Annotated in this window: 15 protein-coding genes; 4 read left to right on the forward strand and 11 right to left on the reverse strand. The window is 60.6% G+C overall.

The window, feature by feature from the left end:
- The first annotated feature begins 177 nt into the window (after positions 1–177).
- Positions 178–405, forward strand: a complete 228-nt coding sequence (locus VBE63_RS19110; RefSeq protein WP_323684611.1) for a hypothetical protein — start codon at positions 178–180, stop codon at positions 403–405.
- 33 nt (positions 406–438) lie between these two features.
- Positions 439–699, forward strand: coding sequence for an FAD-dependent oxidoreductase (locus tag VBE63_RS31475; protein WP_416274585.1), 261 nt, complete (start codon positions 439–441; stop codon positions 697–699).
- 57 nt (positions 700–756) lie between these two features.
- Here the strand turns inward: VBE63_RS31475 and VBE63_RS19120 are convergent, their stop codons facing one another.
- The 7 genes from VBE63_RS19120 to VBE63_RS19150 all read right to left on the reverse strand — a co-directional run bounded on the left by VBE63_RS19120 (position 757) and on the right by VBE63_RS19150 (position 8,442).
- On the reverse strand, positions 757–1,170 hold the full coding sequence (locus VBE63_RS19120; RefSeq protein ID WP_323684612.1) for a type II toxin-antitoxin system PemK/MazF family toxin: 414 nt from the start codon (positions 1,168–1,170) through the stop codon (positions 757–759).
- Between the two features lie 5 nt (positions 1,171–1,175).
- Complete coding sequence (locus VBE63_RS19125; protein WP_323684613.1) at positions 1,176–4,247, reverse strand: type I restriction endonuclease subunit R; 3,072 nt, start codon at positions 4,245–4,247, stop codon at positions 1,176–1,178.
- The gene (locus VBE63_RS19130; protein ID WP_323684614.1) at positions 4,244–5,002 is read right to left on the reverse strand and encodes an abortive infection family protein; all 759 of its coding nucleotides are present in this window, start codon (positions 5,000–5,002) and stop codon (positions 4,244–4,246) included. The genes VBE63_RS19125 and VBE63_RS19130 overlap by 4 nt, the downstream gene beginning before the upstream one ends.
- Positions 5,002–6,318, reverse strand: a complete 1,317-nt coding sequence (locus VBE63_RS19135) for a restriction endonuclease subunit S (protein ID WP_323684615.1) — start codon at positions 6,316–6,318, stop codon at positions 5,002–5,004. Before VBE63_RS19135 ends, VBE63_RS19130 begins: the two co-directional genes overlap by 1 nt.
- Complete coding sequence (locus VBE63_RS19140) at positions 6,308–7,942, reverse strand: class I SAM-dependent DNA methyltransferase (RefSeq protein ID WP_323684616.1); 1,635 nt, start codon at positions 7,940–7,942, stop codon at positions 6,308–6,310. The genes VBE63_RS19135 and VBE63_RS19140 overlap by 11 nt, the downstream gene beginning before the upstream one ends.
- Before the next feature lie 57 nt (positions 7,943–7,999).
- On the reverse strand, positions 8,000–8,191 hold the full coding sequence (locus tag VBE63_RS19145; RefSeq protein WP_323684617.1) for a hypothetical protein: 192 nt from the start codon (positions 8,189–8,191) through the stop codon (positions 8,000–8,002).
- A gap of 74 nt (positions 8,192–8,265) precedes the next feature.
- A complete protein-coding gene (locus VBE63_RS19150; RefSeq protein WP_323684618.1) occupies positions 8,266–8,442 on the reverse strand; it encodes a hypothetical protein in 177 nt (58 codons plus the stop codon).
- Here VBE63_RS19150 and VBE63_RS19155 point away from each other — a divergent pair.
- Positions 8,441–9,451, forward strand: coding sequence for an efflux RND transporter permease subunit (locus VBE63_RS19155; protein WP_323684619.1), 1,011 nt, complete (start codon positions 8,441–8,443; stop codon positions 9,449–9,451). The two genes, VBE63_RS19150 and VBE63_RS19155, sit on opposite strands and share 2 nt — an antisense overlap.
- A gap of 132 nt (positions 9,452–9,583) precedes the next feature.
- Here VBE63_RS19155 and VBE63_RS19160 read toward each other — a convergent pair whose 3' ends face one another.
- Both VBE63_RS19160 and VBE63_RS19165 read right to left on the reverse strand, forming a co-directional pair.
- Entirely contained in the window at positions 9,584–10,339 is a 756-nt protein-coding gene (locus tag VBE63_RS19160) for a DUF2290 domain-containing protein (RefSeq protein ID WP_323684620.1), read from the reverse strand.
- Positions 10,311–12,455, reverse strand: a complete 2,145-nt coding sequence (locus VBE63_RS19165) for a DEAD/DEAH box helicase (RefSeq protein WP_323684621.1) — start codon at positions 12,453–12,455, stop codon at positions 10,311–10,313. The genes VBE63_RS19160 and VBE63_RS19165 overlap by 29 nt, the downstream gene beginning before the upstream one ends.
- A 77-nt stretch (positions 12,456–12,532) precedes the next feature.
- Between VBE63_RS19165 and VBE63_RS19170 the strand changes: the two genes are divergently transcribed.
- Positions 12,533–13,111 (forward strand): efflux RND transporter permease subunit, encoded by a 579-nt coding sequence (locus VBE63_RS19170; protein WP_323684622.1) that lies wholly within the window; start codon positions 12,533–12,535, stop codon positions 13,109–13,111.
- Between the two features lie 64 nt (positions 13,112–13,175).
- Here VBE63_RS19170 and VBE63_RS19175 read toward each other — a convergent pair whose 3' ends face one another.
- Both VBE63_RS19175 and VBE63_RS19180 read right to left on the reverse strand, forming a co-directional pair.
- Entirely contained in the window at positions 13,176–13,745 is a 570-nt protein-coding gene (locus tag VBE63_RS19175; protein WP_323684623.1) for a Uma2 family endonuclease, read from the reverse strand.
- Between the two features lie 153 nt (positions 13,746–13,898).
- Entirely contained in the window at positions 13,899–14,852 is a 954-nt protein-coding gene (locus VBE63_RS19180) for an Rpn family recombination-promoting nuclease/putative transposase (RefSeq protein ID WP_323684624.1), read from the reverse strand.
- Positions 14,853–15,078 lie beyond the last annotated feature (226 nt).

A 15,078-nucleotide genomic window follows, 5' to 3' on the forward strand; every position in this document is an offset into this window, starting at 1 on the left:
AAGGCGGGCGAGAACCGATGGGTGCAGAGACGACGACGCAGCATGAAGTGCTCCTCGATGGTTTTTTGGTTGTCGGTCATGGGTTTCTTTGATCGGTGGCGCTGGCGGCTAAGCTTGCCTTAGAGGCAAGGCTCTGGCAGCATTTAAACTCGACAAATGTAATCCAGAGGATGTGACATGCAGATCGAGGCCGAGGTCTCGCAAGAGGGTGTCCTCACGGCCAAAGCCCCGGATCAATATCGCGGAAAGTCTGTCTGCATCCGCATCGAAGATCGGGACAGCCGAGCGTCAGCGCAACGGCACGCGTTATCGGCCATGCTCGATGTGATTGACGCGGCTGATATCCTGAGCCGCCGTCATCAGGAGATCGTGCATACCCTGCGCGACTTCCGTGAACCGCGATGAGCACGGAAGCCTGAACCTGGAAACGGCCGCAGCCTGACCCCGGCCGCAGCCGGTGTCGCAGTCGATGCGCAGGGAACCATCGTCGTCGATCCGCACCTGCGCATCAGCGTTGAACAAATCTACACCGCTGGCGCCTGCACCGATCTGCCGCAGTTTGTCTACCTCGCCTCAGCGGCAGGGACCACATGCCACGATCAGATAGACAAAAGGCCCTGCACCTTGCGATGCAGAGCCTTGGATCAGAGGCCCCAGTCAGTTTGTCATCACCGGCTGGGGTCTGCTACCCGGAGGTAGTCTTTCAAGCCCGACTGATCGGGAACACATATATTATGGTCCCCGGACGCCCTTGAATCAAGCTGGGGCGATCATCCCGAGGGCCATCATCACACCCCGGCGAATGGCCTTGAAGTCTTCGTCAAGCACCGGTTCCGCTAAGTAAATTCGCTTACCGTTGGGCGCCTTCCCGATCATCACCCGGTCCAGCCGTTCTAGCGACACGGTGGCGAGCATATCGCACTTTGCCCAAGTCTCCTTCCGGGCGAGCTTCCCAGGCAACGAACGCGGGTCCATTCGATGGTGGAACGGCTCCACCGGATTCGGCGCCGTGGTACTCAAGGGGACGATGGTGCAAAGCTGGTTCGTGCGCCGGGGGCGGGGCGAAATCACCACCACCGGTCGCCGCTTGATCATCTCTGGGGCCTTGAAGCCCGTGTTGAAGTCACAGATCAACACCATGCCAGGGTGTGGATGAAACGTTAATGGCATCTTGGCTAATCAACAACAGTCTCGGCCATCAACTCGGCCTGGCGAATCACTAACTGGGTTGCAGCCTCCTGCGCATCCGGTGGATAACCGTATTTCGCCAATAGGCGTCTCACGGTCCGGCGCATGTCGGCTCTCACCGTCTCGCGTTGCGTCCAGTCAAGTGACGCCTTTGTCTTGATTCGCTCCGCAAGTTCTCGGGCGATGAGTCGCAGGGTGTCATCCTGTATCACTTGGCGAGCCGACTCGTTATCTGCGAGCGCGTCGTAAAAGGCCAGCTCATCCTCGTTTAAACCAGATTCTTCTCCACGATGCAGCGCTTCGCGGATTTCCCGTGCCAAACCAATCAATTCGTCGATCACTTGAGCGGTAGTGATCGCACGGTTGGTATAGCGCGTGAGCACGGTCTCCAATGACTCCCGAAAGCTCCGCGACTGGACGATGTTTACGCGCTCGCGGGTTCGAATCTGGTCGTTCAACAGCTTGCGCAAGGTCTCCAGTGCCAGGTTCTGATGCGGCAGCGCGGCCAAGCGGTCGAGAAACTCGTCGGACAGGATACCGACATTCGCTTGCGGCAGACCCGCAGCCTGGAAAAGATCAATGACACCATCAGAGGCGATCGCCCCGGAAATCACCTGTCGCACCGCCGCACGAGCATCGATGGGCGGCGGCCCACCGTCATCCACAAAACGCTTGCGAATCGCCGCCCGTACCGACTGGAAATAGGCTAAGTGATCCCGAATCGCCTCGGTCTCCTGCCTCGGAACCGCAAGCGCGAATGCCTTCGACAATTCCGCCACCATCGCCATGAAGCGGCTCTTGCCGTTCTCCTGCTGAAAGACGTAATCCGCACCCGCCGTCACTGCCCGTAGCTGTTCCGCTTCATCTCCGCCGGCAAAGCCACCGTCATCGAACCCATTAAAGAAATCTCTGAGCGCCTCGAATTGACGCTCCATCAAAGGCACTGCCTCATCCTGAATCGCTTCTACGGGGCTGCCTTCGCCGCCGGCCTGGGTGTAGGTCTGCACAGCGTCACGGAGTTGATCCGCGATGCCCAGAAAATCCACGACCACGCCACCCGGCTTCTCGCCAAATACGCGATTCACACGCGCGATGGCCTGCATCAGGTTGTGCCCTGCCAGTGGCTTGTCCAGATACATGGTATGCATCGGCGGACAATCGAACCCCGTCAGCCACATATCACAGACGATCACCAACCGCAGATCATCTTCCGGGTCCTTGAACCGGCGTGCCAGCGCCTCGCGCCGGGGTTTGGTTCGCGCATGGGCCGCGACCCGCTCACTCTCCCTCGCCGAACCGGTCATGACCACCTTGACGAAACCGGCCTCGTCCTCGTCGGCGTGCCAGTCTGGTCTCAACGCCACAATCTCATCGTAGAGGTCCATGCAGATCGCGCGGCTCATGCAGACGGTCATTGCCTTGCCTTCGATCACCTCCCGCCGTTTTTCGACATGCTCGACGATTTCCCTGGCAAGCAACTTCAACCGTTCTCGCGCACCGGCCAATGCCTCGAGTTCAACGCGGATGTAGTCGTCAACCTTGCGTCCCGCCTTGTCGGCCTCGGCAACCGCACGAACCTTCAGTTCTTCCTCACCTTCGCGCACGGCCGCTTCGTCAGGCACCAGCTTGACCAGTCGCATCGCGTAATAGATCGGGACAGTGGCATTGTCCTCGATCGCCTGCCGGATGTCGTAGATGTCTGCATAATTACCAAACACCGCCGGCGTGCTCCGGTCGTCCTGTTCCAAGGGTGTGCCGGTAAAGCCGACATAGGTGGCATTGGGGAGCGCTTCGCGCATCCAGCGAGCGCCCCCTTCGAGAAAGCCGTATTGACTGCGATGAGCCTCATCCGCCAATACCACGATGTTCGACCGCTCACTGACCGGCTCACCGCGTTCCTCGAATTTCTGGATGGTGGTGAACACCACCCCACCGGAGGCCCGATACAGCTTTGCCGCCAGATCTTCGCGGCTTTCGGCCTGCTCGGGGTCTTGGCGCAGAAGCGCCCGTCCAGAGGCAAACGTCCCGAATAGCTGGCCGTCCAGATCGTTACGGTCAGTGACCACGACGATCGTTGGGTTCGCAAGTTGCTCATCCCCGATCAACGCACCCGACAGCATGAGCATGGTCAGACTCTTTCCGGAGCCCTGGGTGTGCCAGACAACGCCACCACGCCCGTCACCGTCTCCAGCGGGCGGCTTTAGCGCCACCTTTACCGAATCCCTCGCCTTTCGCATGGCCCGAAACTGGTGATAGCCAGCCACCTTTTTGATGATCTCGCCGCTGCGATCGTCTTCCTCGAAGATCACGCAACGCCGCAGGTAATCCAGCAATCGGGCGGGCTCGAACAACCCCTTGATCAAGGACTCCAGCGTCGGCTCCCCAGGCTGTCGTGCATCATCAATAGAGCGCCAGGGCGTAAACCTGTCGGCATCGGCAGTCAGTGAGCCAACCCGCGTAGTATCGCCATCGCTGATCACCATCACCTCGTTGCAGGTAAACAACGTGGGGATGTGCTCTTTGTAGTCCTGAAGCTGGCGGTACGCTTTCCACACATCCGCCTGTTCATCGGCAGGGTCTTTCAATTCGACCACCACAATCGGTAGCCCATTGAGGAACACCACCAGATCGGCACGACGCGTGCTGCTGCCACACTTCAGCGTGTACTGATTCACCACCAACAGATCGTTGCTTGCCGGTCGGTCAAAATCCACCAGCCAGGCCTTGTCGCCGCGCGCCTCTCCCTCGGGCGTTCGGTATTCCACGTCGATACCATCCGTGAGCAAGCGATGAAACCAGCGATTGTTCTGTACCAGCGTCGGCTCCGGCGGCCGGGATACCAACCGAACCGCCTGCTCGATCGCCTCTTCGGGCAAATGGTCATTGAGCTTGCGTAGGCTGGCCCGCAAGCGCTGCTCCAGAACCGCATGCTCGTGGCTATCACGTTGTGATGTGTCTGCACCAGGTGAAAGATCAGCTCCTGCACTCGCGCGCCACCCCAACGACTCGAACCAAGTTAAAGCAGCCAATTCGACTATGTTTTCGCTGATATGACTCATTCCAAATCCTCCGGATCGATCTCGCCCGACTCTCTCATCTTACGCCAATCATTTAGCCGTTTGAGATAACCCGAACGGTTCAATGCAAAGAACGCGCGGCTAGGCTGGTACTCATCGCCGAAAACCATAATTGGACTTGGATCATGTTCGTCATCAAGATATTGGTCGAAGTCCTCATGATCCCCATATTGAGCGCGTTGCCACGCCTCTTGACCATGCAGCCTCCTGTGCGTCTCAAAGAGAAACGCGACAAGCGCGTCAGTAACACCGACGACCAGGTTTGCATGCGAGAGGTCTATCACATCACTGTAGCCATCTCGACCATGAGAAGCCGCGCCGAATAGCCGACGATACTCTCCAATCCCATTGACAAACTTATTGATCCCCGTAACTGTGTCGCCTACTGCTTTTTTTGATTCAGCTTCAGCGGACTGTGGGTCCAAAAACACTTCCAGACGCTTCAGTAGTGCCGAAACCATCTTTTCGGCATTTGGCTTCGACGGAAGCGGTTCGCCGAGATCATTAAGTATTGTCTTGCACACGGACTCGACAAGAGCCCGGCACAAGTCAAATACAAGCTCGCCGTTTGATGCCGGTATTTCTTCAATGGCATCGATCAATTGCGTGATACGCTGGGCCTGCGGAGTGCGTTGAATGGCGATCTTCGCAGAGGGCAGCTGAAATACATGGACACCCCTTGGAGCGCTTGTAGATTCAACTGCAGCGTTACGTAGATTGCTGTTCTCTTCCGCCATTATTCGCCCCCGCTCACACAAATCTCACCACTAATCAGCTTGGGCAAAAGAGCATCCCGGAGAGCGGACAAAGTGATGGACTGACGTTCATTACAATGAATAAGGTCATATAAGGGGCGTATCTGTTTCGAAGCTGCGTCGATAAACCAACCAGGAGGCTCCACAAACATTGCGTCGGACAGGTGACCTCGTTTTATATGCCCCATTGTTGTCGCCTTTGTCGACGCGATAGCTTGGAAGAACGGCATCGCCTCAACAAGCCGGTAATAGACGTACCATGACGGCCTGTCGTTTGGGATCACCTTGAATATATGTTGGTTTATTATCGCTTCGTCACGGTGCCAGCGATAAACCCCAAGTGAACCGGACCAAGCGAATAAAATATCGTCGGGAAATGCGGTGTACTGCGGTTCCGTGTTGACTTGTGAATACTTCGTGGCGCTGCCAGGGCCGGAATTGAGCTCAGCAATTCGAATGACCATTCGGCCATAGCCAGTGGCATTTTTTGTAAAGGCTCTCCCATTAACGTAATCAGCAATGTCGGAGGTAGCCTTGAGAGACCATCCATTCGGCACCAATTTCCCGTCGAATTCTGTCAATCCGCCGGGCAACTGGTCAAAGATCTCCTGCGGCATACCGCAAAAACTGGTCGCGCCTGCCACCTTGGCCTTGATCGGCTCGAAGTCCACGAACCACGCCTTGAAGATGGCTCGCGCCATCGCTTCCAGGATGTGGTTCATGCGGCGATTGAGTTCGATCTTATCGTCGAGGGAGCCGAGGATGTCGGCTATGGCTTGTTGCTCACGCGACGGCGGAACAACGAAAGGGCACGCCGACAAAATAGCCGTATTAAGGTTCGCCATTGTGGCGCCATGCGCATGGCGAACAATCCACTCACGAACGCTTGGATGCCCCAAATAAAATGACGCGTAGCGCGGTTCAACACCATTCTTGCCGAGGCGGACGCGGAGACATCCAGTGCCGCAGAGCCAGCCATCTTCATGTGCTCTTACCAGAGCACGCCGTTCGACATCACCACGGCGGCTATAAACTATGTCTCCCTCGCGAACCAAATAACGACATAGGCGCTCGGCGTCATGTGGCCTAATCCTGGCGATGCCTTCTTCAACTATTCGATTATCGCCAATGTTTTGGGGCATGATGGACGGGATGCCTTCAGGTACATAGTCAGCAGCATGAAGTTGACTTCCAAACGGTCCTGTTTGGATGTCACCCCCACCACGTCTGCACGCCTCGCCAAGCGTTGTATATTCCCAATTTGCCGGAATTGGACCTAACAAATGGTCATCCCCCATAACCCAACTCCCCCAGATGGGTCTTAATCCGCGCTTCCAGTCCGTCCGACTCCGCAAACTGCTTCTGCAACTCCGCCGTCAGCCGCTGCATCTTCTCCTCGAAGGGTTCGCCGTCATCCTCCACTGCGGCGGCGCCGACATAGCGGCCGGGGGTGAGGACGTGGCCGTGCTTGCGGATCTCTTCGAGGGTGGCGGACTTACAGAAACCGGGAATATCTTCGTACTCCCCGGCATTCTGCTCGCCGCGCCACGCGTGATAGGTGCCGACCATGCGGCCGATGTCGCTGTCCGGCGCTGCCGGAAAGCCGTTCAAGCCGGACAGCACACGTAGTACACGGGTCTCCATGGCGCCCATCTGCCGAGCGTCGATGAACAAGGTTTCGCCGCGACGGTCGCGACCGCCGCCCTTGATGTTCCGGCCGGTCTTGTCGCGGCTGATGAACCACAGGCAAACGGGAATCCCCGTGGTCAGAAAGAGCTGAGGCGGCAGGGCGACGATGCAGTCCAACAGATCCGCCTCGATGATGTTCTTGCGAATTTCACCCTCGCCGGAGGTTGCGGAGGAGAGCGATCCGTTGGCCATGACGAAGCCAGCGATGCCGCCGCCGCGACCGTTGGGCGGCGCGAGGTGGTGGATGAAGTGCTGAATCCAGGCGTAGTTGGCATTGCCCACCGGCGGCACGCCGAATTTCCAGCGCACGTCATCGCGCAACAGTTGTCCGGACCAGTCGGAGATGTTGAAGGGGGGATTGGCCAGGATGTAGTCGGCCTTCAGGTCCGGGTGCAGGTCGCGGGTGAAGCTATCGCCCGGTTGCTCGCCCAGGTTGGCCTCGATGCCGCGAATGGCCAAGTTCATGTGGGCCAGCCGCCAGGTGGTGGGATTGGATTCCTGGCCGAAGATGGAGATGTCCCGCTTCGAGCCGCCGTGCGCCTCGACGAACTGTTCAGATTGCACGAACATACCGCCGGAGCCGCAGCAGGGGTCGAACACGCGGCCCTCGAAGGGCTCGATCATCTCCACCAACACGCGCACCACGGAGCGCGGCGTGAAGAACTCACCGCCCAGCTTGCCCTCGGCGGCAGCGAACTTGCCGAGAAAATATTCGTAGACCCGCCCCAGCACGTCCTTGGTGCGAGCCTGGGCGGTGCCGATGGCGATGGAGCCGATCAGGTCGATCAAGCCGCCCAGCCGTTCCGGCGTAATATGCCGCCGGGCATAGTCGCGGGGCAGTTTCCCCTTGAGCTTGGGATTCTCCCGCTCGATGGCGTACATGGCATCGTCAACGCGTTTAGCGATGTCGGGGGCCTTGCCCTGGGCCTGAATTTGCCCCCAGCGCGCCTCCAGCGGGACCCAGAAGACATTCTCAGCGGTATATTCGTCCCGCTCCTCCAGCAGACGCTCGGCCTGCTCGGCCTCAATGCCCTCGGCTTTCAGCTCCTCGGCCAGTATGGCCCGGCGTGTCTCGAAGGCGTCGGAGATGTATTTCAGAAAGATCAGCCCGAGAACAACGTGCTTGTACTCCGCCGCGTCGATGGAGCCGCGCAGCTTGTCCGCCGCCTGCCAGAGGGTTTCCGCATCGACGCCGATCTCGGATACTTTCTTGTCTTGACTGTCCGAGGTCATTCCCCGCCCTCCTCTTTGTTCTCTGTTTGCTGTCGACCTGCTGCCACTGGGCACCGGTTACTGACCCGGTGCGGCCCCATGCGCTTGCCGTTCCGGGGCATTGATCCCCTTTCGAGTGCAGTAGTCGAGAATCATGATCTCGATCATGTTTGCCAAGCTGCGCCGTTCCGTCTCCGCAGCCGCCCGCAGCCCCGCCTTTACGCTGGGCTGGATACGAACGGTCAGGGTCGTCGATTTGGTCTCGGCCATTGGCAACCTCAGTTATGGCGTGGCTTTAGAATGTACTGCGGATAGACTAACCGGATTCGCCAGGACAAGTTTGCTCATCTGCGGCGAGTCACCAGGTCGGTTGCCGCTGCCACAAGCAGCCCGAGAAGCGCCACCGCAAGACCGTATTCGATAGCGGCTTGGTGCGGCCCGGCGCCTTGGCTCTTCGCCAGATATTCGATGATGCTCCATGCCTCCGGTGACGGGATCTGGGCGCCATTGAGGATGCGCATGCGCTGCACACTGAGTTGCCAGCCGAGCCAAGTATGGCGCGTCGCGGCAGTCCGTTCAGGCGGTGAGGGCGCGGCTGGCGGAATGCAGCCAGCCTTCCCAGCCGGGATGCAGATCGCGCTGTTCGACGACCAGGCCCAGTACATCGAGAACGCTATTGCCGGCGTGCGCAATACCCTGCTCGAGGCGTTGGTGCTGGTGGTGCTGTCGGTGTTCGTCTTTCTCGGCAATCCGCGCCAAGTCCTCATTATCGCGCTGGTGATCCCGATCACGCTGGCGATCAATGTCTTCGTCATGCGCCTGGCCGGCTTCTCGCTCAACATCTTCTCGCTCGGCGGCATGGCGATCGCCATTGGCATCATGCTCGATACCGCCACCATCGTCATCGAGAACATCACCCGCCTACGCCGCGCGCAGCCGAGCGCGCCCATGGCCGAGGTGGCCTGGCGCGCGACCCTGGAGGTCGGCCCTGCGGTCACCGCGGCGACGCTCGCCTTCGTCGCGCTGTTCCTGCCCTTCCTGCTGGTGTCGGGCATGATCACCCTGCTGTTCCGCGAGCTAGTGTTGATCATCCTCTCCATCATCGGCATCGCGCTGGCGATGGCGCTGTTCTTGGTGCCGATGCTCTCCAGCCTGCTGCTCGCGCGCGTGCACAGCGAAAAAACCAACTTCAGCGAGCGCCTGAACGACGCGATTGCGCGGCATTCGCCAGCCCGGCGAGTCCGAGGTCGAGATCAACGGCGCCGACATCGACCCCCTGTTCCAAACCGCCCGGCAGGTGGCAGCGCGGCTCGGCGAACGCGCGGAGCTGACCAACGTACATCTGTCGCTGGACTACTCCAAGCCGGAATGACAGGTCGCCATCGACCGGGTGCGCGCCGGCGAGCTGGGGCTGACGGTCAGCGACATCGCCAACACCCTGCGCGGCTACATCGGCGGCGACGTGCCGACACGCTTTCGACGGAAACGATCTGTTCGACCTGCGCGTGCTGGTGCCCGAGCGCACGCTAGCCAGCCGCAGCGATGTCGAACCTTGATCGGGGTGCGGGACAAGCGGGCGGCGGCAGCGGACAATGCCGGACGACCGGCCCAAGAGATTGCGCCGCGGGCAGCGCTGCCGAAGTGATCCGCGCCGTCATCATCTTATCGGAGCCAATCGTTTGCGCCGATGCGAGTGGAATCGGCCCGCCAATTCAGATGCAGTGATTGCTCGTGCTCGCGGACAATCTCGCGACGCCAGGGCTGTGGATCGGCATCGGCCAAGAAGTCGTGCTTGGCCCAAGCACTCGGGTAGAAGCGGCGGAAAATGAACTCGATGAACTGTGCGAGAGTGAGCGGCGCACATGCGGGTATCCGGCAGTCCTGGTGATTCAGGGTGATGTGGGATGCTGGGTGGTCCAATCTCGCTGCGGCGGGGTCGTAGTCAAACCGGATAGGGCTACGCAAGCGGAGATACTCCTCCCCACGATCTCGATAGCCCTGGATCACGTCCAGGATGGGCTCCATGCGTAGACGCTCCGCGCCATCGTCGCCGATGTCGAACGGACAGGGGATATACGCCAACCGGTGGCCAGCGAGTTTGTCACCGCGAAAATCGAACGAGATCTGAAGTAGCCCTGCATCGAACAAAACCACGGAGTATTGTCGGGCCATCAGCCAACCAAAGTAGGTCTCCAAGGCGTAGAAATCCTCGAAGAATCGTCGCCCGTTGTCGAGCTCGGGGTTGGCCGGCCAGGTGACTCGGGTAGAACCGCCGACGGAATTGCGCGCCACGGGTACCTGCACGTCTACCGCGAGTTGCGTCGCCATCAGCGCGTCCAGGGTATTCTGCACTTGATTGCGGCAATGCTTCGGCGTCCAGCGCATTGCGTTACTGACCTGCGTGGTCAGCGAGCTCACGCAGTCGGTCGACCTTCGCACGCACCTCCGGGCTCAACATATCGAGATCGATCTCGCCGGAAAGCACTTGGTCGAGCGCCTTGTTCAGCTGCTTCTCGGCACTGTCCTGCTTCTTCCGCTCTTGGTCACTCAAGTCGCGGTGGATGCGGCGCAGCTCCTTGAGTTCGGGCTCGGTGGGTATCCGGAAGCTGAGCTGATAGTCCTTCGCTCGCACGGTGTCGATCTCTTTCATCAGCGCATCAGCGCTCGACCCCCAAGCGCAGACGCGCACCCAGGCACGGGAGCGAGTGATGGCGGTAAAGAGCGTATTGCGCTTGCGCGTCAGCTCCAAACCGCTATAGCACACCTGCGCGTTCACCAAATAGACCACTGGAGCCTCGTTGCCTTTAGATCGGTAGATGTTCGCGAGTGCCACCGAGCCGGGCTGGAAGACCTCATCGACGCTGGTCATGACGCCGACGAGGTGCGACTTGATCTGACGCCGTTGCAGGGCCTCGCCGATCACTGCCGCATCGCGCTTCGCAGTCATGGCGTTCGGCAGCACGATGAGGATATCGTCCGCTTCCAGCTCGTCCTCGGTCAGGTTGCGCCGGACGCTCTCCGCAACCCATTCCGCCTGCTCGATCTCGTCGGCGAACGCTCGCGAGACGACGGCATCTTCGGGCTTCAGGAGCCGGTCGAAGAAATCCGGGTAGGACTGCTTGGCCCGCTGAAGCGTCACTTGGGAGCCGAGGGCAAGGACACCGTCGACAGTCTCATAACCGATCTCCGCCCAAAGATTCGGGTCATCGAAGTGCTGGACGAGCTTGGGTTCTCGGTAGATCCCGAATCCGAGCGCATGCGCCAACGTCAACGCCCAGGGGGTGTTCCGATAACAAACCGGCAGGATGACATCCTGGCGAGGTCGACCGGCTTCGTTGCGAATGGTCACCAAAGGCTCGTTAGCCGCGTTGGCCCCGAACAGCTCACCCGTGCTGGGCATGACCGTCTCCGACAGGGTCTGGAGCTCGTCGTACGCCCAGATGATCCGCTTCGGCTCCTTGGTGAAGCGGTAGACGAGGCGGAAGAGCTCAGTCGGCATATCCTGCGCCTCGTCGATCAATACCGCATCGTAGAGGGGTGGATTCGGGATCTGGGCAGTTTGTACAAGGAGTTCCCGACAGATGCCCTGGAAGGCGCCGTCCATGCCATACCTGGCTTTACCGTACATGAAATCCCGCGGAACCACGTTGGAGTACTCCGCAAGCGCCGAGTACAAGCCCTCGCGGTCGCGTCCACCCCAGGCGTGCAAGATCTTGAGGCGATCCCAGTCGGGCTCGTCATTCTGGAGTTCGAAGGAAAAGCGCCGGATCAGGTCTTCGAACTGCGGGCACAGGGACTGCGAGTAGAAGGTGACGGCAATGGTCCAGTCCGGGTGCTGGGAATGCAGGTAGGCGGCCTTCAGCGCGAGGACAATGGTCTTACCGGAGCCGGCCAGCCCGCGAATGCGCTGCGGGCCATCCGGCGTCTCAATGGCTGCTCGCTTTTGCCACTGGTCCAGATTGGCGATGCCACGCTCGATTTCCTTGAGAATGTCGCCACGAGACTCGGGACGCGTAACAGACGCGCGCTTCTTGCGTGGCTTGATGGTCGTCACGCGTTGCAGGGCCGCCTGGAGCGGGCGCCAGAATAGCGGGTCTACCGGTGCGCATTCCTCGATCCCTTCCCGAACACCATCGAGACCGATAAAACGACCTTTCAACCCCTGCGGAACCGGCGGGGAGGTCGGAAACAGCGTGATGGTCTCCACGGTCACGCCCAACTTGCGCCCGGCCCGAAGCTCATCATGCCGACCAAGGTTCGCATCAATGGCGTAGAAGAGCTGGTCTTGCGCGTCCTCCAGATGCTGCCATGCCGACTGGTCATCCGCCCGCGGCGTTTGGCCGTGGAACTTGAACGCGATCAGTCCGTGCTGCTCCGTGAGTAGCAACGCATCCACAATGACCTTCTCGTCGGCCGAGGCGATGACGGGATAGCCGATGTAGAAGGCTCCATCGAGCGGCATGCCATTCAAGATGTCGGCGAGTTGGGAAGCAACCTGTTGTTGGTCGGTCTCGCCGTAAACGATCTCGAGCATGGTCGTGATCTCGTGGCTGGCTGTAGGAGCTTCGCTGGCGCAACGCAGAGGCTACCCCCTCGACGATCGCGGTGTCCATGATGGGCCTGACGGTCAGCGACATCGCCAACACCCTGCGCGGCTACATCGGCGGCGACGTGCCGACGCGCTTTCGCGACGGCAATGAGCTGTTCGACCTGCGCGTGCTGGTGCCCGAGCGCACGCTAGCCAGCCGCAGCGATGTCGAGGATCTGGTGCTGGCGGTGCAGTTCAACAGCCTGCGCCTGCCCTTCGTGGTGTTCCTGGCCGCGCCTTTCTGTGTCGCCGGAATCGGCTATGCGCTGCTGCTCGGCGGCCAGGCCTTCGGCGCCACCCTCATCATCGCCGTCATGGTCGTGCTAGCGACCAACGTCAACGACGGCGTGCTGCTGGTTGAGACCGCCCAGCGCCTGCGCGCCGAGGGCATGGCGCGCCTGGCGGCGACCCGCGCGGCTGTCGAGCTGCGCCTACGCCCGCGTCTGATGACGACGCTGCCGGTCTCGCTCGGCTTCGTGCCGCCGGCCTTTGCGCTGGAGTCCGGCGGCGAGCTGCTGCGCCCGCTCACGATCGCCGCCATCGGTGGGTGCTCGCCGAGGTGGTCGTGGCGCTCTATTTGGTGCCGGTGCTCTATACCTTGATCGGAGCGCGGGATCGCTTGCCGGAAAGCCCTTGATGCCGGTCGGCGCGGCGGTCACTTCGCCGTTATTGCGGACTGCCGAACAGCAGGCCCAAGTCGATCTCGATCGCCTCGAACGGAGGGATGCGCACCTTGGCCGAGGTCTCGTCCGGACCTTCGGCCGTGAACACGACCCGGTAACCGCCGGCGTCCAAGGCATAGGCGATCAGCGCCCGGTCTTCCGGCGCGACGATCCAGTAAAAGGGAACCCCGGCGCGCTGAAGGCGCAGGAAGTGCGTCACCGTATCCTTATGCTCATGGCCTGGAGAAAGGATCTCGCAGACCCAGTCCGGCGCCAGGGTCATGACGCCGGACGGGCGCTGCGGCAGCCGCTCCTCCTTGCGCCAGCCGGCGAGGTCGTGGCTGGGACAGTGGTGCTCGTTGTAGCGGACGCTGATCTCGGGGACAATCCACCAACCGCCCGGATGCTGCTGCATGACGAGCGGGAATGATTGGCCAATCAGCGCCGTCTGCGCCTGGCCATGCTCGAAACGCGCCATCGGCCGCTGCACGATCTCGCCGTCGATCAACTCGACGCGCTCGTCGCCGGGCCAGGCCAGCAGGTCGTCGATGGTGTGAAGGCGCCGTGCTTCCATCGGGCGTTCCTCGCAAGTCGGCAGGTTGGTCGTTGTGCAACCGCTTCAGCTTAGCACGCAGCCGTTCGCGCGCCTGATGAGACGGCTAAGCCGTGGCAGCGCATGCCCTACACTTTGCCTAGCTTGCGGCCGAACCCTTTCACTTTTCCCCGACTACTCACCTTCCTGGCTACGCATCTGCGCCTTCAGTCGCTCAAGCTCGGCAAGGGCGGCCTCCTTCGCCGCGCGCTCTTGTTCCTTCGCCGCGCGCTCTTGTTCCTTCGCCGCGCGTTCCTGTTCCTTCGCCGCGCGCTCTTGCTCTCTCGACAAGCGCTCCTGTTCTACCTCCGCCTGCACCCGTTCTACCTCTGCCTGCGCCTGCTCTAAGCGCGCCCGGGCCTGCTCGATCTCGGCACGGCGGTCTTCGAGCTCTTCTTGGATACTCGCTTGCTGGCGGAGGTAGTTCTGTCGCGCTTGATAGGCGTGGTAGGCGCGGTCTTTCTCGGAGAAGGTTTTCAGGGTGCTCATGGCTTGCCTCATCTCGGGGGTCTGCATCCAAGGCGGCAGCGCCTCGCTGTCGAGGCTGGCGCCTTCCTTGAAGAATTTGAGCCAGCGTTCTTGCTCGGTGTTGACTCGCTCAGCGTGGAATTTGTTCAGCTCTAGCAGCCAGATGCCGCCATGATCGACCAGGCTGCAACCTTCGGCGTCGCGCAACCGAAAGTCGTGCAGGTAGCGGTCGGGATCGGGGAGCAGGTCTTGGGCCAGCAGCCAGATGGCGTAGGTGGGCTTGAGCTTGGTGTAGGACTCGCCGCTGCTGAGCTGTGAGCTGTAGAGATCGGCCCAGCCATAGCTGATGCGGGCGGGGAGATCACGATAGGCGAGAAGCTGGATCTCGATCTGATACAGGCCGCCCTGGCCATCACGAGCCTTGACATCGACGATGCTGAGCTTGTCGTCGAGGAATTCGCGCTCGTTGTAGGGGTTGAGGATCTCGACCTGGCGGATCGGCGCGGGGAGATCGGAGCCGAGCATGGCGTTGAGGAAGTGGATCAGCAGGGCGCGGTTGGCCTCGGCGCCGAGCAGGGCCTTGAAGACGCAATCGATCTTGGGGTCGATGGGGTGGCGCATGGTGGGAGTCTAGCAGAGGCGCAACGGAGCAGGCTGCGCATCGGTACCGCTTATTACTTTGATCCTGGCATAGTCGTTGTGGACTGGCGCAAGACGATGACCGCCCAGCTGAATAACGGCTCTGATCAGGCTGTTCGAAGCCACCTGCCTAGCTTGTCGCCGAGCGCTTGAGATTCAGCTCCAGCAGCCGACTCAGGATTTCTTCATCGGCCATGTCAGCCCTGTA

It is taken from the genome of Lamprobacter sp. (assembly GCF_034860625.1).
In the GTDB taxonomy this organism is placed as follows: domain Bacteria; phylum Pseudomonadota; class Gammaproteobacteria; order Chromatiales; family Chromatiaceae; genus Lamprobacter.

Coding starts and splice junctions, on each gene's coding strand:
- VBE63_RS19170 (WP_323684622.1), top strand. CDS start 12,533: ATGATGGGCCTGACGGTCAGCGACATCGCCAACACCCTGCGCGGCTAC.
- VBE63_RS19130 (WP_323684614.1), bottom strand. CDS start 5,002: ATGGCGGAAGAGAACAGCAATCTACGTAACGCTGCAGTTGAATCTACA.
- VBE63_RS19175 (WP_323684623.1), bottom strand. CDS start 13,745: ATGGAAGCACGGCGCCTTCACACCATCGACGACCTGCTGGCCTGGCCC.
- VBE63_RS19110 (WP_323684611.1), top strand. CDS start 178: ATGCAGATCGAGGCCGAGGTCTCGCAAGAGGGTGTCCTCACGGCCAAA.
- VBE63_RS19145 (WP_323684617.1), bottom strand. CDS start 8,191: ATGGCCGAGACCAAATCGACGACCCTGACCGTTCGTATCCAGCCCAGC.
- VBE63_RS19165 (WP_323684621.1), bottom strand. CDS start 12,455: ATGCTCGAGATCGTTTACGGCGAGACCGACCAACAACAGGTTGCTTCC.
- VBE63_RS19135 (WP_323684615.1), bottom strand. CDS start 6,318: ATGGGGGATGACCATTTGTTAGGTCCAATTCCGGCAAATTGGGAATAT.
- VBE63_RS19120 (WP_323684612.1), bottom strand. CDS start 1,170: ATGCCATTAACGTTTCATCCACACCCTGGCATGGTGTTGATCTGTGAC.
- VBE63_RS19125 (WP_323684613.1), bottom strand. CDS start 4,247: ATGAGTCATATCAGCGAAAACATAGTCGAATTGGCTGCTTTAACTTGG.
- VBE63_RS19150 (WP_323684618.1), bottom strand. CDS start 8,442: ATGCGCATCCTCAATGGCGCCCAGATCCCGTCACCGGAGGCATGGAGC.
- VBE63_RS19155 (WP_323684619.1), top strand. CDS start 8,441: ATGCGCTGCACACTGAGTTGCCAGCCGAGCCAAGTATGGCGCGTCGCG.
- VBE63_RS19180 (WP_323684624.1), bottom strand. CDS start 14,852: ATGCGCCACCCCATCGACCCCAAGATCGATTGCGTCTTCAAGGCCCTG.
- VBE63_RS19140 (WP_323684616.1), bottom strand. CDS start 7,942: ATGACCTCGGACAGTCAAGACAAGAAAGTATCCGAGATCGGCGTCGAT.